General features: G+C 69.2%; 23 protein-coding genes. 18 read left to right on the top strand and 5 right to left on the bottom strand.

All coding sequences use genetic code 11. From position 1 onward, the window contains the following. Window positions 1-137: 137 nt before the first annotated feature. Genes bchI through GWI72_RS00290 form a run of 6 tightly spaced genes read left to right on the top strand, consistent with a single transcriptional unit; the run spans window position 138 to window position 7,222 of the window. Window positions 138-1,181, top strand: coding sequence for a magnesium chelatase ATPase subunit I (gene bchI, locus GWI72_RS00315; RefSeq protein ID WP_161707399.1), 1,044 nt, complete (start codon window positions 138-140; stop codon window positions 1,179-1,181). Then, entirely contained in the window at window positions 1,174-3,147 is a 1,974-nt protein-coding gene (locus GWI72_RS00310; protein ID WP_161707397.1) for a VWA domain-containing protein, read from the top strand. The genes bchI and GWI72_RS00310 overlap by 8 nt, the downstream gene beginning before the upstream one ends. After that, entirely contained in the window at window positions 3,144-4,070 is a 927-nt protein-coding gene (gene bchO / locus GWI72_RS00305; protein WP_161707395.1) for an alpha/beta fold hydrolase BchO, read from the top strand. Before GWI72_RS00310 ends, bchO begins: the two co-directional genes overlap by 4 nt. Beyond that, window positions 4,067-5,650: a phytoene desaturase gene (locus GWI72_RS00300; RefSeq protein WP_161707393.1), complete on the top strand. Its 1,584-nt coding sequence runs from the start codon at window positions 4,067-4,069 to the stop codon at window positions 5,648-5,650. The genes bchO and GWI72_RS00300 overlap by 4 nt, the downstream gene beginning before the upstream one ends. Then, window positions 5,647-6,951, top strand: a complete 1,305-nt coding sequence (locus GWI72_RS00295) for a phytoene/squalene synthase family protein (RefSeq protein WP_161707391.1) — start codon at window positions 5,647-5,649, stop codon at window positions 6,949-6,951. Before GWI72_RS00300 ends, GWI72_RS00295 begins: the two co-directional genes overlap by 4 nt. Further along, entirely contained in the window at window positions 6,944-7,222 is a 279-nt protein-coding gene (locus GWI72_RS00290) for a hypothetical protein (RefSeq protein WP_161707389.1), read from the top strand. The genes GWI72_RS00295 and GWI72_RS00290 overlap by 8 nt, the downstream gene beginning before the upstream one ends. Before the next feature lie 113 nt (window positions 7,223-7,335). On the opposite strand, the gene GWI72_RS00285 is transcribed toward GWI72_RS00290, so the two are convergent. Further along, window positions 7,336-8,211: a carotenoid 1,2-hydratase gene (locus GWI72_RS00285; RefSeq protein WP_161707387.1), complete on the bottom strand. Its 876-nt coding sequence runs from the start codon at window positions 8,209-8,211 to the stop codon at window positions 7,336-7,338. Then, complete coding sequence (locus tag GWI72_RS00280; protein WP_161707385.1) at window positions 8,208-9,944, bottom strand: phytoene desaturase family protein; 1,737 nt, start codon at window positions 9,942-9,944, stop codon at window positions 8,208-8,210. Before GWI72_RS00280 ends, GWI72_RS00285 begins: the two co-directional genes overlap by 4 nt. A gap of 50 nt (window positions 9,945-9,994) precedes the next feature. Here GWI72_RS00280 and GWI72_RS00275 point away from each other — a divergent pair, with 50 nt between their 5' ends. The 12 genes from GWI72_RS00275 (at window position 9,995) to pufC (ending at window position 21,057) form a co-directional block, all read left to right on the top strand. After that, on the top strand, window positions 9,995-10,864 hold the full coding sequence (locus GWI72_RS00275) for a polyprenyl synthetase family protein (protein WP_161674800.1): 870 nt from the start codon (window positions 9,995-9,997) through the stop codon (window positions 10,862-10,864). Further along, window positions 10,861-12,036, top strand: a complete 1,176-nt coding sequence (locus GWI72_RS00270) for a methyltransferase (protein ID WP_161707383.1) — start codon at window positions 10,861-10,863, stop codon at window positions 12,034-12,036. Before GWI72_RS00275 ends, GWI72_RS00270 begins: the two co-directional genes overlap by 4 nt. A gap of 106 nt (window positions 12,037-12,142) precedes the next feature. Beyond that, entirely contained in the window at window positions 12,143-13,084 is a 942-nt protein-coding gene (gene bchC / locus GWI72_RS00265) for a chlorophyll synthesis pathway protein BchC (RefSeq protein WP_161707381.1), read from the top strand. Then, a complete protein-coding gene (locus GWI72_RS00260) occupies window positions 13,081-14,088 on the top strand; it encodes a chlorophyllide a reductase iron protein subunit X (RefSeq protein WP_179955995.1) in 1,008 nt (335 codons plus the stop codon). The genes bchC and GWI72_RS00260 overlap by 4 nt, the downstream gene beginning before the upstream one ends. Before the next feature lie 16 nt (window positions 14,089-14,104). Further along, window positions 14,105-15,700 (top strand): chlorophyllide a reductase subunit Y, encoded by a 1,596-nt coding sequence (gene bchY / locus GWI72_RS00255; protein ID WP_161707379.1) that lies wholly within the window; start codon window positions 14,105-14,107, stop codon window positions 15,698-15,700. Further along, complete coding sequence (gene bchZ / locus GWI72_RS00250; protein WP_161707377.1) at window positions 15,694-17,139, top strand: chlorophyllide a reductase subunit Z; 1,446 nt, start codon at window positions 15,694-15,696, stop codon at window positions 17,137-17,139. The genes bchY and bchZ overlap by 7 nt, the downstream gene beginning before the upstream one ends. 43 nt (window positions 17,140-17,182) lie before the next feature. Further along, window positions 17,183-17,416, top strand: coding sequence for a hypothetical protein (locus tag GWI72_RS00245; RefSeq protein WP_161674790.1), 234 nt, complete (start codon window positions 17,183-17,185; stop codon window positions 17,414-17,416). A 116-nt stretch (window positions 17,417-17,532) separates the two neighbouring features. Then, on the top strand, window positions 17,533-17,754 hold the full coding sequence (gene pufB / locus GWI72_RS00240) for a light-harvesting antenna LH1, beta subunit (RefSeq protein ID WP_161674788.1): 222 nt from the start codon (window positions 17,533-17,535) through the stop codon (window positions 17,752-17,754). A gap of 13 nt (window positions 17,755-17,767) precedes the next feature. Further along, entirely contained in the window at window positions 17,768-17,965 is a 198-nt protein-coding gene (pufA, locus tag GWI72_RS00235; protein ID WP_161674786.1) for a light-harvesting antenna LH1, alpha subunit, read from the top strand. A 100-nt stretch (window positions 17,966-18,065) separates the two neighbouring features. Then, window positions 18,066-18,911 carry a photosynthetic reaction center subunit L gene (gene pufL / locus GWI72_RS00230; protein ID WP_161674784.1) on the top strand — a complete coding sequence of 282 codons (846 nt, stop codon included), beginning with the start codon at window positions 18,066-18,068 and terminating at the stop codon, window positions 18,909-18,911. Between the two features lie 11 nt (window positions 18,912-18,922). After that, window positions 18,923-19,888: a photosynthetic reaction center subunit M gene (gene pufM, locus GWI72_RS00225; RefSeq protein ID WP_161674782.1), complete on the top strand. Its 966-nt coding sequence runs from the start codon at window positions 18,923-18,925 to the stop codon at window positions 19,886-19,888. Window positions 19,889-19,899: 11 nt separating this feature from the next. After that, window positions 19,900-21,057 (top strand): photosynthetic reaction center cytochrome PufC, encoded by a 1,158-nt coding sequence (gene pufC, locus GWI72_RS00220; protein ID WP_161674780.1) that lies wholly within the window; start codon window positions 19,900-19,902, stop codon window positions 21,055-21,057. Window positions 21,058-22,020: 963 nt separating this feature from the next. On the opposite strand, the gene idi is transcribed toward pufC, so the two are convergent. The 3 genes from idi to GWI72_RS00205 are packed head-to-tail and all read right to left on the bottom strand — an operon-like array spanning window position 22,021 to window position 24,660. Further along, entirely contained in the window at window positions 22,021-22,545 is a 525-nt protein-coding gene (gene idi / locus GWI72_RS00215; protein WP_161674778.1) for an isopentenyl-diphosphate Delta-isomerase, read from the bottom strand. Between the two features lie 25 nt (window positions 22,546-22,570). Then, window positions 22,571-23,788, bottom strand: coding sequence for a 5-aminolevulinate synthase (hemA, locus tag GWI72_RS00210; RefSeq protein ID WP_161707375.1), 1,218 nt, complete (start codon window positions 23,786-23,788; stop codon window positions 22,571-22,573). A 29-nt stretch (window positions 23,789-23,817) separates the two neighbouring features. Then, window positions 23,818-24,660: a DUF3623 family protein gene (locus GWI72_RS00205; protein ID WP_161707373.1), complete on the bottom strand. Its 843-nt coding sequence runs from the start codon at window positions 24,658-24,660 to the stop codon at window positions 23,818-23,820. Window positions 24,661-24,669 lie beyond the last annotated feature (9 nt).

Below are 24,669 nucleotides of genomic sequence, written 5' to 3'. Positions count from 1 at the left end.
GCCGGGAGGAAAGGGGCAGGAGCCCTGTGAACGGCCTGGTCGACCCGGCGGATCCGCATTTTACCGCCTGCGGATTTCGCTTCTAAATGGACAGAAAATCTGTCAATTTGAATTGACACTCACAGATGGCGGTCCCCATGTCCAAGCCCTTCCCCTTTACGGCCATCGTTGCCCAGCAGGACATGAAGAAGGCCTTGCTCATGGCGGCCGTCGAGCCCCTGCTCGGCGGCGTTCTCATCTTCGGCGACCGGGGCACCGGCAAGTCCACGGCCGTGCGCGCGCTCGCGGAACTGCTGCCCAAGATCGACGTCCGCCCGGGCTGCCGCTTCAACTGCGAGCCGGCCAAGCCGCAAGCCGCCTGTCCGGTCTGCACCCCGCCGGCCGGCACGGCACTGCCGAAGGCCGTCAAGCTGCGCACCCCGATGGTCGACCTGCCCCTGGGGGCCACCGAGGACCGCATCTGCGGCGCCCTCGATCTGGAAAAGGCGCTGGTTGCCGGCGAAAAGCAGTTCGAGCCCGGCCTGCTGGCGGCCGCGAACCGCGGCTTCCTCTACATCGACGAGGTCAACCTGCTGGAGGATCATCTGGTCGACCTGCTGCTGGATGCGGCCGCCTCGGGAGTGAACGTGGTCGAGCGCGAGGGATTGAGCGTGCGTCATGCCGCCCGTTTCACGCTGGTCGGCAGCGGCAACCCTGAAGAGGGCGACCTCAGGCCGCAGCTTCTCGACCGGTTCGGGCTCGCCGTCGAGATCCGCACGCTCACCGACCTCGACCAGCGCATCGACGTGATCCGCCGGCGCGATGCCTACGAGGCGGATCCGGAGGCCTTCTGCAAGCGCTGGTCGGCCAAGGACGCTGCCGTCCGCAGCCAGGTGGTGCACGCCCGCAAGATCCTGCGACAGGTCGCGATCCCCGACAGCGTGCTGACGCGCATGTCGCAGCTCTGCATGAGCCTCGGCATCGACGGCATGCGCGGCGAGCTGACGCTGATGCGGGCCTGCCGCGCGGCCGCTGCACTGGAGGACCGGCTGGCCGTCACCTGGGAGGACGTGTCCGACATCTCGCCGATGGTGCTCTGCCACCGCCTGCGCCGCGATCCGCTCGACGATACGGGCACGGCGCCGCGCATCGAACGTGCCGTTGCGGCCGTGGGCGCCGCCGCCGGGGCAGGTCATGGATGATGTCCGCCACAGCTTCCGTGCCGAGGCCACCGAAGCCGATCCGGCCGCCGGTGCCTGGCAGGACGCGCTTGTGGCCGCCCGCGTGCTCCGGCTCGCAGGCCCCCTGATCGGCGGCCTGCGGCTGAAGGCCCGCGCCGGCGGCGTTCGCGACAGCTATCTTGCCCATCTCTTCGGCCTGCTGCCTGCCGGCACCCCGCAGGTCCGCCTGCCGCCGCCGGTCTCGACCGCAAGCCTGTCGGCGGCCCTCGACCTGCAGGCCACCGTGCTCGCCGGCCGTTTCATGGCCCTGCCCTCCCCGCTCGCCCGGGCCGACGGCGGCCTGCTCCTCCTGCCCATGGCGGAGCGGCTCGACACCGCCGCCGCCGCGCTGATCGGCGACACGCTGGACCGGGGCAGCTGTCCGGCGGACCCGCGGCTGGGCGCCGGCGCGACCCGGGCGACCAGCCGGTTCACGCTGGTGGCCCTCGATGAAGGCGCAGAGCCGGAGGAATGCCCGCCCGCTGCGCTGACGGACCGGCTCGGGCTGACCGTCGACCTCGGTGCGATCCCCTGGCGCACGGCCCTGGTTCCCGCACCTGCGCCCGAACGGCTGCCGGCCGCGACCGGAGCTGCCGCCTTGCAGGAGGTCGTGCTGGAGACGGATCTGCTCCGGCTCCTCTCGGCCGTCACGGTGGCCGCCGGCGTGCCCTCGCTGCGCCGGCTGCATCAGCTCACCGTCATCTGCCGCAGCCTTGCGCTTCTCGACGGGCGCCGCACGGCCACCGAGGCCGATGCCCTGACCGCCCTGCGGCTCTGCCTGGGGCTCGCCCCGGCACCCCGCGAGGCGGCCGGGGACGACAGCCTTCCGGAAGAGGCCATGCGCCCGAACGAGGTACCTGACGAGAGCGCGGACGACGCCCCCGCACCGGACCAGCCGACCCGCGCCGACACGCCCCCCGGACCGGAGGACACACGCCAGCCCCCCGACGACCCGAGCGCCCTGACCGGGCAGCTGGCCGACCTGGTCACCGCCATCGAGGCCGGACAGATCGACCTGCCGCCGGACTTCGGCCGCCAGTCGGGCCGGGCCGCCGCATCCCGCCAGGCGGGAACCGCAGGGGTGGCGCGCAAGGACGCAAGGCGGGGCCGCCCTGTCGCCCTGCGGCGCAGCCCGCCCTACCCCTCCGCCCGGCCGAGCCTGATCGACACGCTCCGGGCCGCCGCCCCCTGGCAACCGATCCGTGCGCGCAACCGGCAGGCGCTGCTCGCCCGCGCCGCAGCCGTCGCGCCGGCCGCCGGGAACGGAACGAGGAACGTCACCGGTGTCCGGGCGCCGTCGCGTGCCCCGGCCGCGCTGATCACCCGCGACGATTTCCGCTACCGCAGCCTGCGGCACGAGACCCCCTCCACCGCGATCTTCCTGGTCGATGCCTCCGGCTCGACGGCGCTGGCGCGTCTCGGGGAGACCAAGGGCGCGATCGAGCAGCTGCTGGCCCGCTGTTACGTGCGCCGGGACGAAGTGGCGATGATAGCCTTCCGGGGCACGACCGCCGAAACGGTGCTGGCCCCGACCCGGTCGCTCGTGATGGCGAAACGCAAGCTCGCCGGCCTGCCGGGCGGCGGCGCGACGCCGCTCGTCTGCGGGCTGGAGAAGGGGCTTGAACTGGCCCTGTCCGTGCGTCGGCAGGGCAGCACGCCGCTGGTGGTGCTGCTGACCGACGGGCGTGGCAACATTGCCCGAGACGGCAGCCCTGACCGGGCCCTCGCCGGCGACCAGCTCGTGGCGATCGCGACGCGCTACCGCAGCCAGAACCTCCACAGCCTGTGCATCGACATCGGCAGCCGGCCGCGCGAGGCCGTTGCCACGCTGGCCGAGACCATGGGGGCGGACCTGCATTTCCTGCGCCACGCCGACACGCGCATCGTCTCCGATCTGGTGAATGCGCACCTGGTCAGGTCCCATCAGCACGGGGAGGCGCGATCATGACCTCCGACCGGACCTGGCTCGACTGGGAAAGCGACGGCGCGCGCTGGCCGCTGCGCGAGACAAGCCGGTTCGTCCGGGCGGGCGGCTATCGCTGGCATCTGCAGCAGAGCGGCCCGGACCACGCGCCGCAGATCCTGCTGCTGCACGGAACGGGCGCGGCCTCCTTTTCCTGGCGGACCCTGGTGCCGCAGTTGCGCGACCGCTTCCGGCTGATCGTGCCCGACCTGCCCTGCCACGGCTTCACCTGGCCCGAGGGCAGCATGGACCTGTCGCCCGAGGGCATGACCACGGCGCTGAATGCCCTGCTCGGCCACCTCGGCCTGCGTCCCGACCTGATCGTCGGCCACTCGGCAGGCGCGGTGATCGGACTGGCGCTGATCCCCGACCGGCGGCACGCCGAGGCCAGTCCGGCGGGCGGCTGCCAGCGCGTCTTTTCTGTCAATGGCGCGCTGACGCCGATCCGGGGCAACCGGGTCCTGTCGCCGATTGCCAAGGCGCTGTTTGCCAATCCTCTGTCGGCCTCGATGTTCTCGCTGCTCGCCTCGACCACGCCGCTGGGGCGCAATCTGGTGGCCGCCACCGGGTCACCGATCGACGCGGAGGGCGAGGCCCTCTACCGCCTGCTGCTCGGCTGCCGGGGCCACGTGCGCGGCGCGCTTGGCATGATGGCCTCCTGGGACCTGAGCCGGCTGCCGTCGCTGTTGCGGCGGCTGCCTGTGCCGCTCGACCTGCTGGCCGCCCGGGACGATCCGATGGTCCCGGCCAGCAGCTCGCAGACCGCAGCCGGGCTTGTCCGGCAGGGCAGTCTCACGCTCACCGAGACAGGCGGACACCTGCTGCATGAATGCGCCCCCGAAACCGTTGCCGCCTGGATCGGCGACACGGTGGCGGAGCGGCAGACGACGGGAGTGGATGCCGCATGACCATCGCCCAGATCTTCCCCGCTGCCGGTGTCAGCCCGCTCACGGAGGACCGCAGGCCGCATGCCGTGGTGATCGGCGCGGGTGTCGGCGGACTGACGGCCGGCGCCCTGCTTGGCGCACGCGGCTACCGCGTCACCGTCTTCGACCCGCTGGATGCGCCGGGCGGCCGGGCCTATGCGCACAGGCAGGACGGGTTCACCTTTGATGCCGGCCCGACGATCATCACCGCGCCCTGGCTGTTCGAGCAGGTCTGGGCCGAGTGCGGCTTCAGCCTGGCCGACGATGTCGACATCCGCCCCAATGACCCGTTCTACAAGGTGCGCTTCGATGACGGCACCTGGTTCAGCTACAGCGGCGACGCGGCGGCCATGGAGGCCGAGATTGCCAGGATCTCCCCCGAGGACGTGGCCGGCTACCGCAGCTTCATGGAGGAGAGCCGGCGCATCTACGAGGTCGCCTTCCTGCAGTTCGCTGAAACGCCCTTCCACAGCCTGCGCGTCACCGCCGAGGCGCTGGCCAAGCTGGTCCGGCTCGGCGGCTACCGCTCGGTGCACGACGTGGTGGCGAAACATTTCCGGCACCCCAAGCTCCGGACGCTGTTCTCGTTCCATCCGCTGCTGATCGGCGGCAATCCCTTCACGGCCACCTCGTTCTACTGCCTGATCGCGCATCTGGAGAGCAAGCACGGCGTCCATTTCGTCATGGGCGGAACCAACGCGCTGGTGCAGGGCCTCGCCCGGCTGGTGGAGCGCGGCGGCGGCCGGGTCCGGCTCGGCGAGACGGTGGAGACCATTCTCACCTCGGGCCGGCAGGCAACGGGCGTCCGGCTTCTGGGCGGGGAGACGGTTGCTGCCGATCTGGTCGTGTCCAACTGCGACCCGGCCACGACCTATGGCAAGCTGCTGCGGCACCATCCGCGCCGGCGCTGGACCGACGCCAAGATCGGTCGCGCCGACTATTCCATGGGCCTGTTCCTCTGGTACTTCGGCACCGACCGTCGCTACGACGACGTCGGGCACCACACCATGCTGTTCGGGCCGCGCTACCGCAGCCTGCTTGACGACATCTTCCGTCGCAAGACGCTGGCGGAGGATTTCAGCCTCTACCTGCATCGGCCCTCCGCCAGCGACCCCTCGGTGGCCCCTCCCGGCTGCGATGCCTTCTATGTCCTGAGCCCGGTGCCGAACCTCGCCGGCGGACAGGACTGGACCGACCTGGCGGAAAGCTACCGCGCGCGGATCGCCGCCCATCTGGAGGAAACGCTGCTGCCGGATCTCGGCCGGCACGTGGTGACCTCGCGGATTGCCACCCCCGTGGACTTCCGCGACCGGCTCCTGTCCTGGCAAGGGGCCGGCTTCTCCTTCGAGCCGAAGCTGTTCCAGAGCGCCTGGTTCCGTGCGCACAACAAGAGCGAGGAACTGGACAATCTCTACCTGTGCGGAGCCGGCACCCATCCAGGCGCCGGCCTGCCGGGCGTGGTGTGTTCGGCGCGGATCGTGGCAAACCTCGTGCCGGCCGCGGCAGACCTTGCGGGCGCGCCGGCGAGCGCCCGCTCCCCTGGCCCGGGAGGCGCGCGATGAGCCTGTCGACATCGGTACCTTCCGGGGCAGCTTCCGGGGCACCTTCTGGGGCCCCTTCCGGGGCAGCTTCTGGCCGCGGCAGGCCGCTGCCGCGCGGCCGCGACGCCCTGCCGCGCCCCGTCTGCCACGGTCCGGCCTACGGCTTCAGCGGACACCTCACCGATCTCAGGGCCTGCGCCGGCGCGATCCGCAAGGGCTCCAGGTCGTTCCATCTGGCCTCCGCCCTGCTGCCGGCCGACATCCGCAGCGCCGCGCAGGCCCTCTACGCCTTCTGCCGCCATGCCGACGACCTGATCGACGATCCGCGCGCCAACCGGCACGCCCTCGACCAGCTCCGGCTCAGGCTGGAGCTGATCTACGACGGCCGCCCGGCGGACCATGCCTGCGACCGGGCCTTTGCCCGCACGGTCGCACAGCATGCCATTCCGAAGGAGCTGCCGGCCGCCCTGCTCGACGGGTTCGACATGGACATCAGCCGGCGTCACTATGGCAGCATTGCCGAGGTGAAGGCCTATGCCACCTGCGTGGCCTCGAGCGTCGGCCTGATGATGGCGCTGGTGATGGGGACGGGCGAGGCCGCCGCGCTGGCGCGGGCCGCCGATCTCGGTATTGCCATGCAGCTGACCAACATTGCCCGCGACGTGGGCGAGGACGCCCGCAACGGGCGGCTGTACCTGCCGGCCGACTGGCTGGACGAGGCCGGGGTCGATGCGGCCGACCTGCTCAGGGCGCCAAGGTTTTCCCCGGCCCTCGGCCGGGTCGTGCAACGGCTGCTGGCCGAGGCGGGCGCGCATTACCGTCTCGGTCATGCCGGGATCGCGGCCCTGCCGGCGCCCTGCCGACCCGCGATCCGCAGCGCTGCTCTGGTCTATGAGGCCATCGGCGATGCCGTTGCGGCGCAGGGCCATGACAGCGTCTCCAGCCGCGCGCACACCAGCCTTGCCGGCAAGCTTTCCCTGATCCTGCGCGCCTGTCTGCCCGTCTCGCGCAGCGGCGACGGTCTGCCGGGCGCGGTTGCCGGCGCGCCGCAGACGGCAGGGCTGCGGGCTCCCGCCGACCCTGCTGCCGCCGCCCTGGTCAGCGCCGCCGCAGCGGCAGCCCTGCGCCCGGGCAGCCGGCCAGCCGGACGCGCGACCGGGACGTCCGGGCAGACGCCCGCGACCGCAGAGCCCGGATCCGCAGGACTGGCGGGATCCGGCGCTCGGGTGCTGGAGATCCTGATGCGCCTGCAGGCACACCAGATCGACGCCCGGCGCGGGCAACGGCCCCCCCTGCCCGCAGGACGCAGCCGCCATGCTTGAGACCTATTTCGGCCTGATCGAGGCAACCTTCGTGTTCGGCCTGGCCGTGGCCTTCTACATCTGGCAGCGCAACGACCTGAAGAAGGAGAAGGCGAAGGATCTGGCCAAGGCCGAGGCCGCCGCCCGGCACCGCGCCGCCGAGGCTGCGGCCGCCGGCAGCGCCGGCCCGGACCCCGCCGCCGGCGCTCCGTCATCCGCAGGCCCGGACCCGACCGGGAGCAGGCACGACCAGCCCGGCCGCAACCAGGACACCCGGGACCGACAGGGCTGAGACAGGCGGGCCCGGCAAAGGCAGGCCCGGCAAAGGCAGGCCCGGCAAAGGCAGGCCCGGGACGCACCTGCGCGGGACGACGGCATCTGTCCGGTCAGGCAGTACCTGCCCGGTCAGGCGGCATGACCGGGCGCGCGGGGCATGCGGAAGGGCAGCATCAACCGCACCACGGGAGAGGAAAGGCGGCGGCAGTCGAGCGTCTCGTGCACCATGCTGACGTCCGTGCCCTGCAGCTGCGTCCGCACGAGGCTGCGGGTGTAGAAGGGCGTATCCTCCAGCTTGCGCAGGCGTTCGGGCGCGCCCGGCCCGTCACAGGGAATGCCGCCGCGCACACCCCAGCCGCCGCGCGGCAAGGGCTGGCGGTCCGGCAGGTCAAAGGCCTCGAGGGTCCCGGCCGGACCGGCCACCAGCCCGAGGCGTCGGGTCCCTCCGTCGCGCAGCACGGCGTCATAGACGATGCGCGTGACGCCGGCGTCGTCCACGCCACGCGCCCAGTCCCAGCCGAGAAAGTCCGTTTCCAGCGGCCGGTCCCCGGCGTTGAAGTCGTGGTAGGCCTCACCCTGCCAGCCCCCCTCCGGAAAGCTGTCGCTTTCGACCGTGATGCGCGCCCGGGGGAACACGGGCATCCAGATGTGATGGCCGGCGGGGTCCAGATCGAAGGAACGGGCGTTGCCGCGCCCCGATGCCAGCGCCGGGACAAGCGTGAGGCGCCCCCGGATCCGGGCCGGCCACAGCCGCTGTCCCGGCCAGGGCAGGGCGATCTCGTCGAAGTCCAGCGTCAGGCCGGTCTCCGAGGTTGCCAGACTGCTGCGCCCGATGACCAGCCGGTCGGCCTTGCGCGCCAGGGCCTGCCGCGACCGCTCGGTCATCGCCCAGGCCTGCCGGCGACCGCCGTAGAGCGCCACGTTGACCGCGACGTGATTCTCGGGCGCGCGACGGCCGGACCAGTGGTAATAGGGCGAGAACACCGAGCCGATGAAGACGATCACGGTGAGGGCAAAACGTCCGCAGTCGCTGGTGGCGTCGATGTACCACCAGGCATAGCCGCCCGGCGGAACCGGCCGGTCGAGGACAGGTCGGCAATCAGCGACTGGGCGGCCAGCTTGCCCGACAGGATCGCCATCGGCACCCCGGGTCCCGGATGCACGCTGCCTCCCGCCAGATAGAGCCCCTGCAGCGGCCCCCGGGCCGCCGGGCGCGTGAACGACGCCATCCAGCCGTGCGAGGCCTGACCGTAGATCGCTCCGCCCGTATGCGGGGCCAGCCGCGCGAAACTGTCCGGCCCCGACAGCACCAGCGCCTCCGGCCGGCGGTCCAGCGTCAGGCCATTCGCCGCCAGCCGGTGGTCCATTGCGGTCAGACATTCGCCCAGCTCCCGATCCGTGTAGCGGTGCCGGTCGGCATCGGCCGGCATGTTCATGAGGCAATAGATGCGCTCCGGCCGGGGCAACGCGCGGGCATCGCCCCCCGCCCCGGGCACGCTGGTGCCGGACAAGAGGTCGGTCGCGCCAGCCGGACCCGCGCCCTCCCCCGCCTCGTCAGCCCGGGCGCGCGCGCCGCCGGCGGCGCTGCGATCCAGGGCACAGACATAGACGGTGGGATCTGCCGGCGGACGCCGCTTGCGGAAGATCGCCTCGAACTCCGCCGCATAGTCGGCCGAAAAGAAGACGGTGTGGTGGGCGAGCGGAACGCCGACCGCGCGGGCCGGCCCGCAGGCCACGAGCGCCGACAGCGACCGACGGCGCTCCGACCGGGCGGAGGCCGGCTGACGCGGCCGCCCGAGCAGCGCGCCCAAGGCTGCCACGTCGCCGGTGTAGACAACCGCCGAGGCGGAAATGACCTCGCCGGTGTCCAGCTGCACGCCCCGCACCTTCGCTCCGGCCGCATCGGCGAGGATGCGGGCAACGGGTGACGCGGGGCGCAGGACGACGCCCGCGTCGCGCGCCAGATCTGCAAGCGCCCGCGCGAGGGCATGCATGCCGCCGGCCGGGACGAACACGCCCTGCTGTTCGACATGGGCCACCAGCATCAGGGTTGCCGGCGCGCGGAACGGCGAGGAGCCGCAATAGGTGGCATAGCGTCCGAACAGTTGGCGCAGGCGGGGGTCGGCAAAGTACTGGCCGAGCGCCGACCACAGGCTGGAAAAGGGACGCAGGGCCAGCAGGTCCGCAGGACGCGACCAGCCGATGCGATGGGACAGGCTGACCGGATTGGGGCGCGACGCCTCGATGAAGCTCGGGCGCAGCAGCTCGAAGACCTTGCGGCTGTCGGCGGCAAACCGCCGGAAGCCCTCCGCCTCGCGTCGGCTGGCGAAGGACGCGACCGCACGCCCGGTCTCCTCGGCATCGGCATGGAGATCGAGGTGGCTGCCGTCCGGCCAGTAATGGCGGGCAAGGACATCGGCCTGCTCGAGCGGCACGAGATCCTCCAGCCGGCGGCCAAAGGCGGCAAGAAGATCGTCGAACACCCATTTCATCGTCAGCACGGTCGGCCCGGCATCATGCGGCTGCCCGCCGGCCAGGACCTGCCGCAGCTTGCCGCCGGGCGTGGCCGCGGCCTCCAGCACCAGCACGCGCCGGCCGGCGGCGACCAGGCGCAGCGCCGCCGACAGCCCGCCCATGCCGGCTCCGATGATCACAACCCGGTCGTCGGCTGTCTCCTGCACGTCGGCCCCGCCCTGCTCGTTGACATTCGGATGCAATGTGTCAATCTTGATTGACATGTTAACGTCAATCAGGATGGACATCCACCTGAATCACGGGGAGAGGTCACATGGATCTGTCAGATCGCATCGAAACCGGGATGCAGACCGCAATCCGCTATGCCACGGCCAATGGCTGCCCGCCGAAACTGGCTCAGGCCCTGCGCTATGCGGTGTTCCCCGGCGGCGCGCGCATCCGGCCCCGCATCTGCCTCGCCGTGGCGCTGGCCTGCGGCGACCGCAATCCGCGGGCCGCCAACGCGGCCGCGACGGCGATCGAGCTGCTGCACTGCGCATCGCTGGTGCATGACGACCTGCCCTGTTTCGACAATGCCGCGACGCGGCGCGGCAAGGCCTCCGTCCACTCCGAGTTCGGCGAGGCAATCGCCCTGCTGGTGGGCGACGGGCTGATCGTCTCCGCCTTCGAGACGGTTGCCCGGGAGACGGCCCAGGCCCCGGAGCTGACGGCCCGCATCATTTCGACCGTCGCGAACGCGGTCGGCGCCCCCTATGGCCTGGTGGCCGGGCAGGCCTGGGAAAGCGAGCCGAAGATCAACATCGCCGCCTATCACCGGGCCAAGACCGCCTCGCTGTTCACCGGCGCGGTGTCAAGCGGCGCCATTGCCTCCAACGGCAATCCGCTCGACTGGTACGGGCTGGCCGACGCCCTCGGGGCCGCCTACCAGGTGGCGGACGATCTCTATGACGCCCTTGGCGAAACCGGGAGCATGGGCAAGCCGGCCGGCCAGGACGCCCTGTTCGGACGCCCCAATCTCGTGGCCGAGCTTGGCGTCGAGGGCGCCCTCAAGGAACTGCGCAGTCTGGTCAAGCAGGCCGCCGACCAGGTGCCGGACTGCAACGGTGCGGACATGCTGCGAGCGATCATCCACACGGAGGCCCAGCGGCTGATGCCCGCCAAGCTTGCGGCCAGCGCGGCATGAGCGCCGACCCGCAGGCGCAGCGCGTCGCCGCGCCGCCCTGGCCGCCGGCGGACGCGGCGCCGCAGCCGCTGTCCGTACGCCTGCGCCTCTGGCGCAACCGCATGATCGGATCGCCCGGCTTCCGGCGCTGGATGCTGCGCCTGCCGTTCACCCGCAAGATCGCGCAGCGCCGGGCCAATGACCTGTTCCGGCTCACCGCCGGCTTCGTCTTTTCCCAGGTGCTGGGCGCCTGCCTGTCGCTCGGCGTGTTCGCACGCCTGAAGGATACAACGGCCGGCAGCGAGGCCCTCGCCCGGGACTGCGGCCTGCCGGTCGCACGGATGCGCCTGCTGCTGGACCAGGCCGCGCGCCTCGGCCTCGTGCGCCGGGCCGGCCCGGACGACTGGGTCCTCGACGACGCGGGGGCTGTGGTCGCCGCCGATCCGGGGATCGCGGCAATGATCGAGCACCACAGCCTGTTCTACCGCGACCTCACCGACCCTGCCGCCCTCTTCCGCGACCCGCAGCCGGCCACCGCCCTGAATACCTACTGGGCCTATGGCCGCGGCCATGACGTGGCGGCGCTCGACCCGGAGGCGGCCGCCGCCTATTCGCGCCTGATGCGCGCCAGCCAGGCGATGCTGTCCGACTGCATTCTCGATGCCCATGACTTCGGCCGCTACGAGGGCCTGCTCGATGTCGGCGGCGGCGAAGGCGCCTTCCTGGCGGCCGCGGCCGCGCGGCACCCGCGTCTGCGGCTGCAGCTCTTCGACCTGCCCCCCGTGGCGGAGCTCGCCCGGCGGCACCTCGGCGGGCTTGGCCTGCTCCACCGGGCCGATCTCGCCGGCGGCGACTTCGTGGCGACGCCGATTCCCACCACGAGCGACTGCGTCAGCCTTGTCCGGGTCCTGTGCGACCACGACGACGACCGCGTGCGGCAGATCCTGTCGAACCTGCACCGCTCCATGCGCCCCGGCGCGACGCTGGTCGTGGCGGAGGCGATGGCCGGCGCCAGCGAGGGCGCCCAGCTCGCCGCCGTCTATTTCGGCCTCTACTTCCTCGCCATGGGGTCGGGGCGCTGCAGAAGCGAGAGCGAAATCAGGCGCCTGGTCACCGAAGCCGGCTTCCGCAACGCCCGCACGCGGCAGACCAGCGCCCCGCTGCTGGCAACGCTGGTGCTCGCCACGCGTTAGGCGGGCGCGACATCCACGTACAAGTGTAAATTCTAATTGACACCATCAACTGTCAATTTAAGATGACATTCAATGAGGCGTCGAACCCCTGTGCGGGAGGCACGCAATGAACACCACGGCAATCGTATTCGAGAAGCCTGGCTCGGTAGGGGTCAGACGACTCCCGCTGACCAGCCCGGCACCGGCCGATGTGGTGGTCGAGACCCTGCTGAGCGGCATCTCCACCGGCACCGAAAAGCTGCTGTTCGAGGGGACGATGCCGTCCTTCCCGGGCATGGGCTATCCGCTTGTGCCGGGCTACGAGGCGGTGGCACGCATCATCGAGGCCGGACCCCGCTCCGGCCACCGGACCGGCGACCTGGTCTTCGTGCCCGGCGCCAGCTGCTTCGAGGGGGTTGCCGGCCTGTTCGGCGCCTCCGCCGACCGTCTGGTGCTGCCGGGCCTGCGGGCCGTTCCGGTTCCCGGGCTCGACGCCGAGGACGGGGTGCTGCTCGCCCTGGCCGCCACGGCCCACCATGCCCTGATGCGGGCCGCCTGCCCGGTCGACATCGTGATCGGTCACGGCGTCCTGGGGCGGCTGATCGCCCGCATTGCCCTCGCGCTCGGCCAGGAGGCCCCGCAGGTGCTCGAGACCCGGGCCACCCGCCTGAGCGGCGCCAACGGCTACGACGTCCTGTCTCCGGACGCGGACGGCGTCCGGCGCGGCTGCGGCTGCATCATCGACGCGAGCGGGGACCAGGCCGCGCTCGACCCCGCCATCGCGCGCCTCGGCCGCAACGGCCGGCTTGTTCTGGCCGGGTTCTATGGCAGCCATGTCGGCTTCGCCTTTCCGGCCGCCTTCATGCGCGAGATCACGGTCATCCTGGCGGCAGAGTTCCGGCCGGAGGACACACGCGCGGTTCTGGACCTTGCCGCTTCCGGGCGGCTGTCGCTCAAGGGGCTGGTCACCCACCGGGCAGCCCCGGCCGAGGCCGACCGCGCTTATCGCACGGCCTTTGCCGATCCGGACTGCCTGAAAATGGTCATCGACTGGAGGAAGCCCTCATGATCCTGGAAAACGCCATCGATCCGAGCAACAGGATGCATGAGGCCCTGCGCCGGGAAGCTGCCCTCGAGCCGCCGCTGCCTGCAACGGCCCCGGCGACCAAGCAGACCCAAATCATCGCGATCTACGGCAAGGGCGGCATCGGCAAGAGCTTCACCCTTGCCAACCTCTCCTACATGCTGGCCCAGCTCGGCAAGAAGGTGCTGCTGATCGGTTGCGACCCGAAGAGCGACACGACCTCGCTGCTGTTCGGCGGGCGGGCCTGCCCGACAATCATCCAGACCGCCTCGGCCGCCAAGGCCGCCGGCAGCGACGTGAAGATCTCCGACGTCTGCTTCAAGCGTGACGGTGTCTTCGCCATGGAACTGGGCGGGCCGGAAGTCGGACGCGGCTGCGGCGGTCGCGGCATCATCCACGGCTTCGAGACGCTCGAGAAGCTCGGCTTCCACGACTGGGACTTCGATTTCGTCCTGCTCGACTTCCTGGGCGACGTGGTCTGCGGCGGCTTCGGCCTGCCGATCGCCCGCGACATGTGCCAGAAGGTCGTGGTGGTCGGCTCCAACGACCTGCAGTCACTCTATGTGGCCAACAACGTCTGTTCGGCCGTGCAGTATTTCCGCAAGCTCGGCGGCAACGTCGGCGTGGCCGGCCTCGTCATCAACAAGGACGACGGCACCGGCGAGGCCCAGGCCTTCGCCGAGAAGGTCGGCATCCCGGTGCTTGCCTCGATCCCGCAGGATGAGGACATCCGCCGCAAGAGCGCGAACTACCACATCATCGGCCTGCCCGGTGGCGTCTGGGGTCCGCTGTTCGAGGCCCTTGCCATCAACCTGACCGAAGCCCCGCCGGTCCTGCCGAAACCCCTCGACCAGGAAGGCCTCCTTGGCCTCTTCGACGCCAGCCAGACCGGGGCCGACTACCAGCTCACGCCCGCGACGCCGGAGGACATGTGTGCCGCCGGGGCCACCGCCAAGCCCTCGCTCGAGGTCATTTACGACACCGTCTAACGGATCGGACAGGACAATGGACCATCTCAGCCAGGATATCGCGCAGGACGCCGGCCTCCCCGGCGCAGCCGACCGCCCTGCGGAGCGGACCGGAGCGGTTCTGCCCGCCGTCGGGCTGGACCGGCCGGCGACAGAGGCCGGCTGTCATGGCGGCACCGAGCTGTCGAAGGCAAGCGCCCGGGCAGCCGGCAATGCCGAGCTGATGGACCGCTACGAGACCGATTATCCCAAGGGCCCGCATGACCAGCCGCAATCCATGTGCCCGGCCTTCGGCTCGCTGCGCGTCGGACTGCGCATGCGGCGGGTCGGCACGATCCTCTCCGGATCGGCCTGCTGCGTCTACGGCCTGACCTTCACCTCGCATTTCTATGGTGCCAAGCGCTCGGTCGGCTATGTGCCCTTCAATTCGGAAACGCTGGTCACGGGCAAGCTCTACGAGGACATCGTCGAGGCCGTGCACCAGATGGCGGATCCCGACAAGTTCGATGCCGTCATCGTGACCAATCTGTGTGTCCCCACCGCATCGGGCGTGCCGCTCAAGATGCTGCCACGGGCCATCGACGGCGTGCGCATCGTCGGCATCGACGTGCCGGGCTTCGGCGTGCCCACCCATGCGGAAGCCAAGGACGTGCTGTCGGCGGCGATGCTGGCCTATGCCCGGCAGGAAGCGATGGAAGGGCCGGTCCTGCCCCCGCGCGATGGCCGGATCGACAAGCCGACCGTGACGCTGCTGGGCGAACTGTTCCCGGCTGACCCGGTCGTGATCGGCGCCATGCTGGAGCCGATGGGCCTCGCGGCGGGACCGAGCGTTCCCGTCCGCGAATGGCGCTCGCTCTACGCGGCCCTCGACTGCGCCGCCGTGGCGGCCCTGCACCCCTTCTACACGGCCAGCATCCGCGAGTTCCAGGCAGCGGGACGGCCGGTGATCGGCTCCGCGCCGGTCGGGCTCGAGGGCACCGATGCCTGGCTCAAGGCGATCGGCGACGCCTGCAACGTGCCGACGGCGCAGGTGGATGCCGCACGCAATGCGATGCGGGGTGCCATTTCGGCCGCGCTCGGACGCAACCGGATCTCCGGCCGCATCACGCTCTCGGGCTACGAAGGCTCGGAGCTGCTGGTTGGCCGCCTGCTTGTCGAACTCGGCGCCGATCTGCGCTATGTCGGCACCGCCTGCCCGAGAACGCCCTACAACGCCGACGATGCCGAGTGGCTGATGGCCAGGGGCGTCGAGGTGCGGTTCCGCGCCTCGCTGGAAGACGATCTGGGCGCCTTCGCGGCCTTCGCGCCGGATCTGGCCATCGGCACGACGCCGGTGGTGCAGAAGGCGAAGGAGCGGGCAACGCCGGCCCTCTACTTCACCAACCTGATCTCCGCACGGCCGTTGATGGGACCGGCTGGTCCGGCCTCGCTGCCGGGCGTGATCGCCAGCGCCATCGCCAACAAGGAGCGGTTCCTGAAGATGCAGGACTTCTTCGGCGACGTCGGACATGGCGATGCGGCCGGCATCTGGGAGGACACGCCCCAGGACCGCAGCGGCTTCCGCGCAGCCTATGCCAAATCCCTGCGCAAGTCGCAGAATGCGGTCGACAACGGGGAGAGCGTCGGATGCTGATCCTCGACCATGACCGGGCCGGCGGCTACTGGGGCAGCGTCTATGCCTTCACCGCCATCAAGGGACTGCAGGTGGTGATCGACGGCCCGGTGGGCTGCGAGAACCTGCCCGTCACCTCGGTCCTGCACTACACCGACGCCCTGCCCCCGCACGAGCTGCCGATCGTGGTCAGCGGCCTGTCGGAGGACGAACTCGGCCAGCACGGCACCGAGGGCGCGATGAAGCGGGCGCGCCAGGCGCTCGATCCCGATCTGCCGGCAGTCGTGGTCACCGGCTCGATTGCCGAGATGATCGGCGGCGGCGTCACGCCGGAGGGCTCCAACCTGAAGCGCTTCCTGCCCCGGACGATCGACGAGGACCAGTGGCAGAGTGCCGACCGGGCCCTGAACTGGCTGTGGAGCGAGTTCGGCCCCAAGCGCGTGCCGAAGCTGCGCAAGGCCAGCGGTGGCGCGAAGCCCAAGGTCAACATCATCGGGCCGATCTACGGCACCTACAACATGCCCTCCGACCTGCACGAGATCCGTCGTCTGGTCGAGGGGATTGGCGCCGAGGTGAACATGGTGTTCCCGCTCGGCAGCCATCTGGAGGACCTGCGCAAGCTCGGCGATGCGGAGGCCAACATCTGCCTGTACCGCGAGTTCGGGCGGATGCTGTGCGAAACGCTGGAGCGGCCCTACCTGCAGGCGCCGATCGGCGTGCACTCGACCACCGCCTTCCTGCGCTCGCTCGGGGAGATCCTCGGGCTCGACCCGGAGCCTTTCATCGCCCGCGAGAAGCACACGACGCTGAAGCCGCTGTGGGATCTCTGGCGGTCCGTCACCCAGGATTTCTTCGCCACGGCAAACTTCGCGATTGTTGCCAGCGAGACCTATGTGCGCGGCGTCCGGACGTTCCTCGAGGACGAGATGGGCCTGCCATGCGCCTTCGCGGTCGCCCGCAAGGCCGGCAGCAAGACCGACAATCACGAGATCGCGGAGCTGACGGCCTCACGTCCGCCCATGGTGATGTTCGGATCGTTCAACGAACGCATGTACATGGCCGAGGCGGGCGCGCGCGGCACCTTCATCCAGCTCTCCTATCCGGGAGCGATCGTCCGCCGCCACACCGGGACACCGGTGATGGGTTACTCGGGCGCCTGCTGGATGATCCAGGAAGTCTGCAATGCGCTGTTCGATCTCCTGTTCGAGATCCTGCCGCGCGCCGGCCAGCTGGATGCCATCGAGCCGACGACCGCCCGCCCGCGCACCAGCCTGCCCTGGCGCAGCGACGCGCAGGCGGCCCTGGATGCCCTCATCGAGCGCGAACCCGTGCTCGTCCGCATCTCCGCCGCCAAGCGCCTGCGCGAGGCGGCCGAGCAGGAAGCAAGACGAACCAACAGCGATCATGTCGACCTTCGCCATGTCGAGGATGCAACACGGATGACCCGCGCGATGGCGTGATCCCGCGTGCCCCGGGCGAAAGAGATCTGAGGGAGGAAGACGAATGCTTTCGACGACCGATCAGGAGCGGATGACGAGCCGCCACAAGGAGCGCCAGCTCGAGCGGCAGACGATGAAGCGGCTGTTTCTCGTGGTCTTCCCCCTGTGCTTCGTGGCCGTGGCGCTGACCCGGCTCATCACGGTTTTCGGCCCGCGCGACGCTGTCGCCGAGGGCTCTGTCTTTGCCGAGGCCAAGGCCTCGGCCTATGCGGCCTTGGGTTACGCCTTCAACGCGTAACCCTTCGGAATTGCCGGTGTTCTCGACGTCGGCAATAGCCCGGCCGGTCCGCTCTGCGGCCTGCCGGAACCCTGCTGCGGGGGCTCCGCAGCGTTCGAGACAAGGAGGTGCATTTGATGGCTGACTCATCGAATGTCTCACTTTCGGGTCTGACCGAAAGCGAAGCGAAGGAGGTCCACGGCTTCTTCATCCAAGGCTTCATGATTTTCACGGCGATTGCGATCGTCGCGCATATCCTGGTCTGGATGTGGCGTCCCTGGATCCCTGGTCCGGATGGTTATGCCTCCCTCGATGGGGTGAACCAGACGGTCCAGGCGCTGCTGCCGATGCTGGCATAGGGGAGGTCGCGACATGTGGAGAATCTGGCTCATGTTCGACCCGCGCAGGGCGCTCGTCGCTCTGTCCGTGTTCCTGTTTACCCTGGCCATCCTGATCCATTTCATCCTGCTGAGCACGGACCGGTTCAACTGGCTCGAGGGCAAGCCCCTCAAGACCAGCGCAATCGAACTGTCCGTTCCGGCAGGCCAGGATCTGCAGCTGATCGGCTGAAACAAGGCGGCGGCCAGACCCGCGTTGCCGGCTCCGGCCGCCGCCCAATCCCTTGAAAGCCCCACCGGCATCCGGCCGGTGATCCGTGGGAGGAGCAGAAATGGCGCTGCTGAGTTTTGAACGCAAATACCGCGTACGCGGCGGGACACTGATCGGCGGCGACCTGTTCGACTTTTGGGTCGGCCCCTTTTACGTGGGCTTCTTCGGCGTGACGACGGCCTTCTTTGCTATTCTGGGCACGGCCCTGATCATCTACGGGGCCGCCATCGGCCCGACCTGGAACATCTGGCAGATCTCGATCGCGCCACCTGACCTGTCCTACGGCCTGGCGCTCGCGCCGCTGAAGGAAGGCGGTCTCTGGCAGATCATCACGGTCTGCGCGCTCGGAGCCTTCTGCTCCTGGGCGCTGCGCGAAGTGGAGATCTGCCGCAAGCTCGGCATGGGCTACCATGTGCCCTTTGCCTTTTCCTTCGCGATCTTCGCCTATGCGACGCTGGTCGTGTTCCGCCCGATCCTGCTGGGTGCCTGGGGACACGGATTTCCCTATGGCATCTTCAGTCACCTCGACTGGGTGTCGAACGTCGGCTACCAGTACCTTCACTTCCACTACAACCCGGCGCACATGATCGCGGTGTCGTTCTTCTTCACGACCTGCCTGGCGCTGGCGCTGCACGGCGGCCTGATCCTGTCTGCCGCCAATCCGGGTGCCTCTCACGAGGGCGGCGGCAAGCAGGCGGAGGTCAAGACGCCGGAGTATGAGGACACCTTCTTCCGGGACATCATCGGCTACTCCATCGGCACGCTCGGCATTCACCGGCTGGGTCTGATCCTTGCGCTCAACGCAGGCTTCTGGAGCGCCGTCTGCATCGTCATCAGCGGCCCCTTCTGGAACCAGGGCTGGCCCCAGTGGTGGAACTGGTGGCTCGACCTGCCGATCTGGAACTGAGGAGAAGCGTCATGACCCAGTATCAGAACATTCTCACCATCGTGCAGGTCAGCGGACCTGCGGAAGAGGGCATGCCGCTGCCGAAAGGCGACAGCGAACGTCTCGGCACGCCCATCATGTCCCGGCTCCTCGGCTGGATCGGCAATGCGCAGCTCGGGCCGATCTATCTCGGCTATCTCGGCACGCTGTCGCTGGTCTTCGGCTTCATCGCCTTCGAGATCATCGGTCTCAACATGCTGGCCTCCGTCGGCTGGGACCCGATCCAGTTCGTCCGCCAGCTGTTCTGGCTCGGCCTGGAACCGCCGCCGGCGCATTACGGGCTGAAGGTGCTGCCGCCGCTGAATGATGGCGGATGGTGGCTCATCGCCGGCTTCTTCCTGACGGCGTCCGTGCTGCTGTGGTGGGTGCGGGTGTATCGCCGGGCGCGCCAGCTGGAAATGGGCACGCATGTGGCCTGGGCCTTCGCGTCGGCAATCTGGCTGTTCCTCGTGCTGGGCTTCATCCGCCCGCTACTGATGGGCAACTTCTCGGAGGCCGTGCCCTTCGGGATCTTCCCGCACCTCGACTGGACCGCAGCCTTCTCGATCCGCTACGGCAACCTCTACTACAATCCGTTCCACTGCCTTTCGATCGTCTTCCTCTACGGCTCGGTGCTGCTGTTTGCCATGCACGGCGCCACCATCCTGGCGGTGGGCAAGTACGGCGGCGAGCGTGAGCTGGAACAGATCACCGATCGCGGCACCGCATCCGAGCGCGCCGCCCTGTTCTGGCGCTGGACGATGGGCTTCAACGCCACGATGGAATCCGTCCACCGCTGGGCCTGGTGGTTCGCAATCCTGACCCCGCTCACCGGCGGCATCGGGATCCTGTTGACCGGCACCGTCGTCGACAACTGGTACCTCTGGGGCATCGAGCACGGCATCGTCTCTCCCCTGCCCGACATCTATCCGGGTGTTGTCGACCCAGCCGCGCAGTGAGGAGAGGGAAAATGCAAATCTGGATACCTTTTGCTGCGTCGGCCGGAGCCCTGCTTGCGATCGCCAGCTTCGTCGGCGCCGGCTGGGACGCCCCGCCGGTCGTCTCCACCCAGATCGGCTACCGGGGCACCGGGATGGTGCTGGAGCAGGACCTGGAGAAGCTGGAAGCCCTCAAGGCTGCCAATGTGGTGCCGGAGGCTCCCTGGGAAGCCAGTCCGGAAGGCGACAAGGCCGGGCAGCTCTACGAGAACGTCCAGGTCCTTGGCGATCTCTCGGATGACCAGTTCAACCAGTTCATGGCCTCGATCACCGCCTGGGTCGCACCGCCCGAACAGGGCTGCAACTACTGCCACAATCCCGAGAACATGGCCTCCGACGAGGTCTACCAGAAGGTCGTGGCGCGCCGGATGATCCAGATGAACCAGACGATCAACGTCGCCTGGGAACCGCATGTGGGCCAGGTGGGTGTCACCTGCTACACCTGCCATCGGGGTCAGGCCGTTCCCGCCAACTACTGGGTGGACGACCAGGAGCCCAAGCCGGCGAGCAACATGAGCCGTGCCGGGCAGAATGTCGCCGGCCAGTATGTCGGCAACACCTCCCTGCCGCAGAATGCCCTGATGGACTACCTGCTCAAGGACAAGCCCATCCGCGTCCACTCGAACACCGCGTTGCCGACCGGCACCAATCCGGCTGGCGTCAAGGAGACCGAGGGAACCTGGGGGCTGATGATGTACATGTCGGAGTCTCTCGGCGTGAACTGCGTCGCCTGCCACAACTCCCGCGCCTTCAACGACTGGGACCAGAGCCCGCCGCAGCGCGTGACCGCCTGGCATGGCATCCGCATGACCCGGGCCATCAACAACGACTACATGGTTGGCCTGACGCCCGTGTTCCCGGCCCATCGAAAGGGACCGGAAGGCGACGTGTTCAAGGTCGGCTGCTCGACCTGCCACAACGGCGTGCAGAAGCCGCTCTATGGCGTGTCGATGCTGCAGTCCTACGTCGACGCACTCGACAAGCAGGGCCCCACCGACGTTCCGGACTTCTCCACCTATGTGCCCGGTGAAACCAAGGTGATGGGCGCTCCCGGACGCTCGTCGTCACTCGCCCCGACGACAGCCCCGGCCGTGCCGCTGGAGACGACGCTAGCTAAGGCCAGCAACTGATCCTTGCAACACCGGCGCATCTGGCGCGGCGGACCGACAAGGCCCGCCGCGCCGTTCCCTTGACAAGGCGCCATCAGGCAGGCCGACACAGGCTCCGGCACCGCGATGCTGCTCCCCCGGACCAAAGCGCGCAGCGGCCGATCCACCCGTTCGCTCCGGCCGGCATATAGCCCCCGAGGCTCCGCGGCCATCTTGCCCGCCGCACCGCCCGTCACGGTCCTTCCACGTTGCGCGCACCCGCGCGGTTCCCCCTGAATCTCCGGCGCCCCGGCACGCATCTGCAGCCTGGAGTGAGACAAGGCCCGGGGGTCGAACCGGGGCCGATCCGGGGGCAGGTTTGGGGGCCGGTCCTGGTGCAGGTCCGGTGACCGATCCGGGGGCAGGTCCGGTGGCCATCCAGGGCGTTCCGGAACCGGGCGACCGCGGTCCGGGCACCTTGACCCTTCGGAGAGGACATGAGGGGAAAGACGTCGGCCACAGGGCATCGGCGAGCAGGCGTGACAGGCTCGCGTCAGGGCCTGCGCGCCGGCAAGAGGGCTCGGGTCCAGTTCTCGGGAAAGCAGGGCAGGTGCGCGGGCGCTGCAGGACCCGGACGGGCCCGGATCATGCGCCCGGCGACGGCTCCCGGCGCAAAAGACACCCGGATCAGGACGTCAGGCCCCGGACCCCCGTCGTGGCATGGATCGCCATGGCGGACCGCTGCGCGGGCAGGCTCGGCCAAGCCGGCATGGTGGACTGCCCCGAACGAAGCACCACGGCGACACGGCATGACTGTCGGCGCAGGCACACGACCGCTGCGCCCCGTTGCAAACCTGGACCCGGTTCCGACATCCCCTGCAAGGACCTGCGGCGCGCAGTCCGTCGGACCGGCCGGACCTTCGGGCCCCGAATAGTCAAGCCCCCCTTGAACAATCAAGCCCGATGCCCAATCAGGCCCGATGCACGATCAAGCCCGGTAAACCTTCAGGAAAAGCGCAGCGCCGGAAAGCGTTCCAGATAGATCCGGAACCAGGGCGTGAAACGCTCGGGCGTCTGCCGGACTTCCACATGGAGATCCTCCAGCCGGATCCAGCGCACGGCGTCGACCTCGTCGGGATTGGGCACGACCGCCTGCCGGGTCCGGTCGACCTCGGCGCTGAACAGCGTGACCCTTTCATGCTCGCTCAGGCCCGCCCCGACATCCGCCTGGTACTCGACCGTGGCGTGACGCTGCAGGGGGACGGAAAAGCCGAGCTCTTCCTCGAGACGCCGATGGGCACAGGCCTCGACGCTCTCGTCCCAGTGCGGATGGCTGCAGCAGGTGTTGGCCCAGAGCCCGCCGCAATGATACTTGCCCGCCGCCCTGCGCTGAACCAGCAGGTAATCCGCATCGAAGACAAAGACCGAGACGGCAAGATGCAAAAGCCCGCGCACATGGGCGTCGAGCTTCTCCACCGGATAGAGCGTGCCGTCGCCGGCAACGGCCGGAATGAGGATCTGCCGGTTCATGCGAAGGTCCTTCGGCTCGACGCTGTCAGGCCACCGCCCGCGCCAGCGCGCATTGCGACCAGAGCGCCGACAGGGCCTCAACCAGATGGCGGATGTCGGCGTCGCTGTGCAAGGGGGTCGGCGTGATGCGCAGCCGCTCGGTGCCGACCGGAACGGTCGGATAGTTGATCGGCTGGACATAGATGCCGAAATCATTCAGCAGCACGTCGGAGATCCACTTGCACTTGGACGCATTGCCCACGATCACCGGCACGATGTGGCTGGGATTGTGCTTGTGCGGAATGCCGCGCGCATCAAGCGCGGACCGGACCTTGGCAACCGCCGCCTGGTGCGCCTGGCGCTCGCTCTGGCTTTCCTTCAGATGCCGGATCGAGGCCGCCGCCGCCGCCGCAAGCGCGGGCGGCAGCGCGGTCGTGAAGATGAAGCCGGAGGCAAAGGACCGGACGAAGTCGACCAGCACCGCCGGCCCGGTGATGTAGCCGCCCATCACGCCGAAGGCCTTGCCGAGCGTTCCCTCGATGACGGTGATGCGGTCCATCAGCCCCTCGCGTTCGGCCACCCCGCCGCCCCTGGGACCATACATGCCGACCGCGTGCACCTCGTCGAGATAGGTGATGGCGCCGAAGGCATCCGCGACATCACAGATCTCGCGGATCGGCGCAATGTCTCCATCCATCGAATAGACGCTCTCGAAGGCGACCATCTTGGGGGCAGCCGGGTCATCGGCGGCCATGAGGGCGCGCAGATGTGCAGGATCATTGTGCCGGAACAGCCGCTTCTCGCAGCGCGCATGGCGGATGCCCTCGATCATCGAGGCGTGGTTCAGCGCATCGGAGTAGACGATGATCCCGGGAATGCGCGCCAGCAGCGTGCCGAGCGCAGCCCAGTTCGAGACGTAGCCCGACGTGAAGATCAGCGCCGCTTCCTTGGCATGCAGGTCGGCCAGCTCGCGTTCCAGCAGCACATGGTGATGGTTGGTGCCGGAGATGTTGCGCGTTCCGCCGGCACCGGCGCCGCACTGGCCGATGACCTCGACCATCCGGCCGGTGACCACCGGGTTCTGGCCCATGCCGAGGTAGTCGTTGGAGCACCAGACGGTGACATCCCGCGTGGCGCCGCCGTCCTCGTAGAACGTTGCCCGCGGGAAGGCGCTGTTGCGCCGTTCGAGCTCGGCAAAGACGCGGTAGTTGCCGGCGGATTTCAGCCCCGAGAGAGCGGCTTCCATGTGTTCAAAGATGTCCATTTTGCGTTCCTTCTTCTCTCTCTGGTTCCTTAAGGTGTTTCCGGCTGCCGGCGGACAGGCCGCAGCGCCGAAGCCGGCACGCTGCCCGCGTCATGCGCCGGACGCGATCCGGGGACGGCCCAGCGCCACAGCGCGGTGTCCGAGACGGGCAGCACGAGAATGAGATGTTCGATGATGGCCAGCGCCATGAAGGTCGCCAGCAGGAGGTGGCCAACCTCCGAATAGGGCTGGTGTGCCCGCAGCACGCCGACGACCAGCACGGCGAAGATCCCGATGGCGCCAGCCAGGAACAGCGGAAACAGCGGGGTCGTCCGGCCGGTGTTGAAATAGGAGCGCAGATGCAGGATCGCCGGCGGCATCAGACCGCTGATCGCGTGCCGCGCACCGAGAAAGATCAGCAACTTGGAGGAAATCCGCATGCCCCACAGCAGCCCGAACGTGGCAAGGCCGAAGAGGTTGGCGGCATGGCGCAGGGCGAGCCACAGGACCACGGCCGTCACCAGCAGGGCGATCTCATGATCACAGACCGCCGCCCAGGCCGCACGGAACCGGGCCAGACCGGTGAGGCCCGGCGGGCATTCGCCCTTGTGCCGGCCGGTGACCATCCCGGTGAGAAAGGTGGTCTCATGCCAGGCCCAGACCAGCAGCGCCCCGAAGAAGCCCGTGTAGGAGCCGACCGGCGTCTGCGCCGCGCTGCCTTCCAGCATCAGGACGAAGCCGAGAACGCCGATCCCGGTCACCCACGGCAGCAACTGCCAGGGCCGGAGGGACTTCTTGCCCGACCAGTGCACCATGGCAAGGACAAGCCCGGTCGACAGCCACCAGATCCCGATGGCGAGCAGCACAGCCGTGACCGGACTTGCAAGGTTCATCCTGTCCCC

The organism is Pannonibacter sp. XCT-53 (assembly GCF_009915765.1).
GTDB lineage: Bacteria > Pseudomonadota > Alphaproteobacteria > Rhizobiales > Stappiaceae > Pannonibacter > Pannonibacter tanglangensis.
Note: the sequence above shows the minus strand (reverse complement) of the source record. Positions and strands in the feature narration are given on the sequence as shown.

What these genes read in the sequence shown, in the direction of transcription:
- bchI (WP_161707399.1), top strand. Translation starts at nt 138, where the DNA reads ATGTCCAAGCCCTTCCCCTTTACGGCCATCGTTGCCCAGCAGGACATG.
- GWI72_RS00310 (WP_161707397.1), top strand. Translation starts at nt 1,174, where the DNA reads ATGGATGATGTCCGCCACAGCTTCCGTGCCGAGGCCACCGAAGCCGAT.
- bchO (WP_161707395.1), top strand. Translation starts at nt 3,144, where the DNA reads ATGACCTCCGACCGGACCTGGCTCGACTGGGAAAGCGACGGCGCGCGC.
- GWI72_RS00300 (WP_161707393.1), top strand. Translation starts at nt 4,067, where the DNA reads ATGACCATCGCCCAGATCTTCCCCGCTGCCGGTGTCAGCCCGCTCACG.
- GWI72_RS00295 (WP_161707391.1), top strand. Translation starts at nt 5,647, where the DNA reads ATGAGCCTGTCGACATCGGTACCTTCCGGGGCAGCTTCCGGGGCACCT.
- GWI72_RS00290 (WP_161707389.1), top strand. Translation starts at nt 6,944, where the DNA reads ATGCTTGAGACCTATTTCGGCCTGATCGAGGCAACCTTCGTGTTCGGC.
- GWI72_RS00280 (WP_161707385.1), bottom strand. Translation starts at nt 9,944, where the DNA reads ATGTCAATCAAGATTGACACATTGCATCCGAATGTCAACGAGCAGGGC.
- GWI72_RS00275 (WP_161674800.1), top strand. Translation starts at nt 9,995, where the DNA reads ATGGATCTGTCAGATCGCATCGAAACCGGGATGCAGACCGCAATCCGC.
- GWI72_RS00270 (WP_161707383.1), top strand. Translation starts at nt 10,861, where the DNA reads ATGAGCGCCGACCCGCAGGCGCAGCGCGTCGCCGCGCCGCCCTGGCCG.
- bchC (WP_161707381.1), top strand. Translation starts at nt 12,143, where the DNA reads ATGAACACCACGGCAATCGTATTCGAGAAGCCTGGCTCGGTAGGGGTC.
- GWI72_RS00260 (WP_179955995.1), top strand. Translation starts at nt 13,081, where the DNA reads ATGATCCTGGAAAACGCCATCGATCCGAGCAACAGGATGCATGAGGCC.
- bchY (WP_161707379.1), top strand. Translation starts at nt 14,105, where the DNA reads ATGGACCATCTCAGCCAGGATATCGCGCAGGACGCCGGCCTCCCCGGC.
- bchZ (WP_161707377.1), top strand. Translation starts at nt 15,694, where the DNA reads ATGCTGATCCTCGACCATGACCGGGCCGGCGGCTACTGGGGCAGCGTC.
- GWI72_RS00245 (WP_161674790.1), top strand. Translation starts at nt 17,183, where the DNA reads ATGCTTTCGACGACCGATCAGGAGCGGATGACGAGCCGCCACAAGGAG.
- pufB (WP_161674788.1), top strand. Translation starts at nt 17,533, where the DNA reads ATGGCTGACTCATCGAATGTCTCACTTTCGGGTCTGACCGAAAGCGAA.
- pufA (WP_161674786.1), top strand. Translation starts at nt 17,768, where the DNA reads ATGTGGAGAATCTGGCTCATGTTCGACCCGCGCAGGGCGCTCGTCGCT.
- pufL (WP_161674784.1), top strand. Translation starts at nt 18,066, where the DNA reads ATGGCGCTGCTGAGTTTTGAACGCAAATACCGCGTACGCGGCGGGACA.
- pufM (WP_161674782.1), top strand. Translation starts at nt 18,923, where the DNA reads ATGACCCAGTATCAGAACATTCTCACCATCGTGCAGGTCAGCGGACCT.
- pufC (WP_161674780.1), top strand. Translation starts at nt 19,900, where the DNA reads ATGCAAATCTGGATACCTTTTGCTGCGTCGGCCGGAGCCCTGCTTGCG.
- idi (WP_161674778.1), bottom strand. Translation starts at nt 22,545, where the DNA reads ATGAACCGGCAGATCCTCATTCCGGCCGTTGCCGGCGACGGCACGCTC.
- hemA (WP_161707375.1), bottom strand. Translation starts at nt 23,788, where the DNA reads ATGGACATCTTTGAACACATGGAAGCCGCTCTCTCGGGGCTGAAATCC.
- GWI72_RS00205 (WP_161707373.1), bottom strand. Translation starts at nt 24,660, where the DNA reads ATGAACCTTGCAAGTCCGGTCACGGCTGTGCTGCTCGCCATCGGGATC.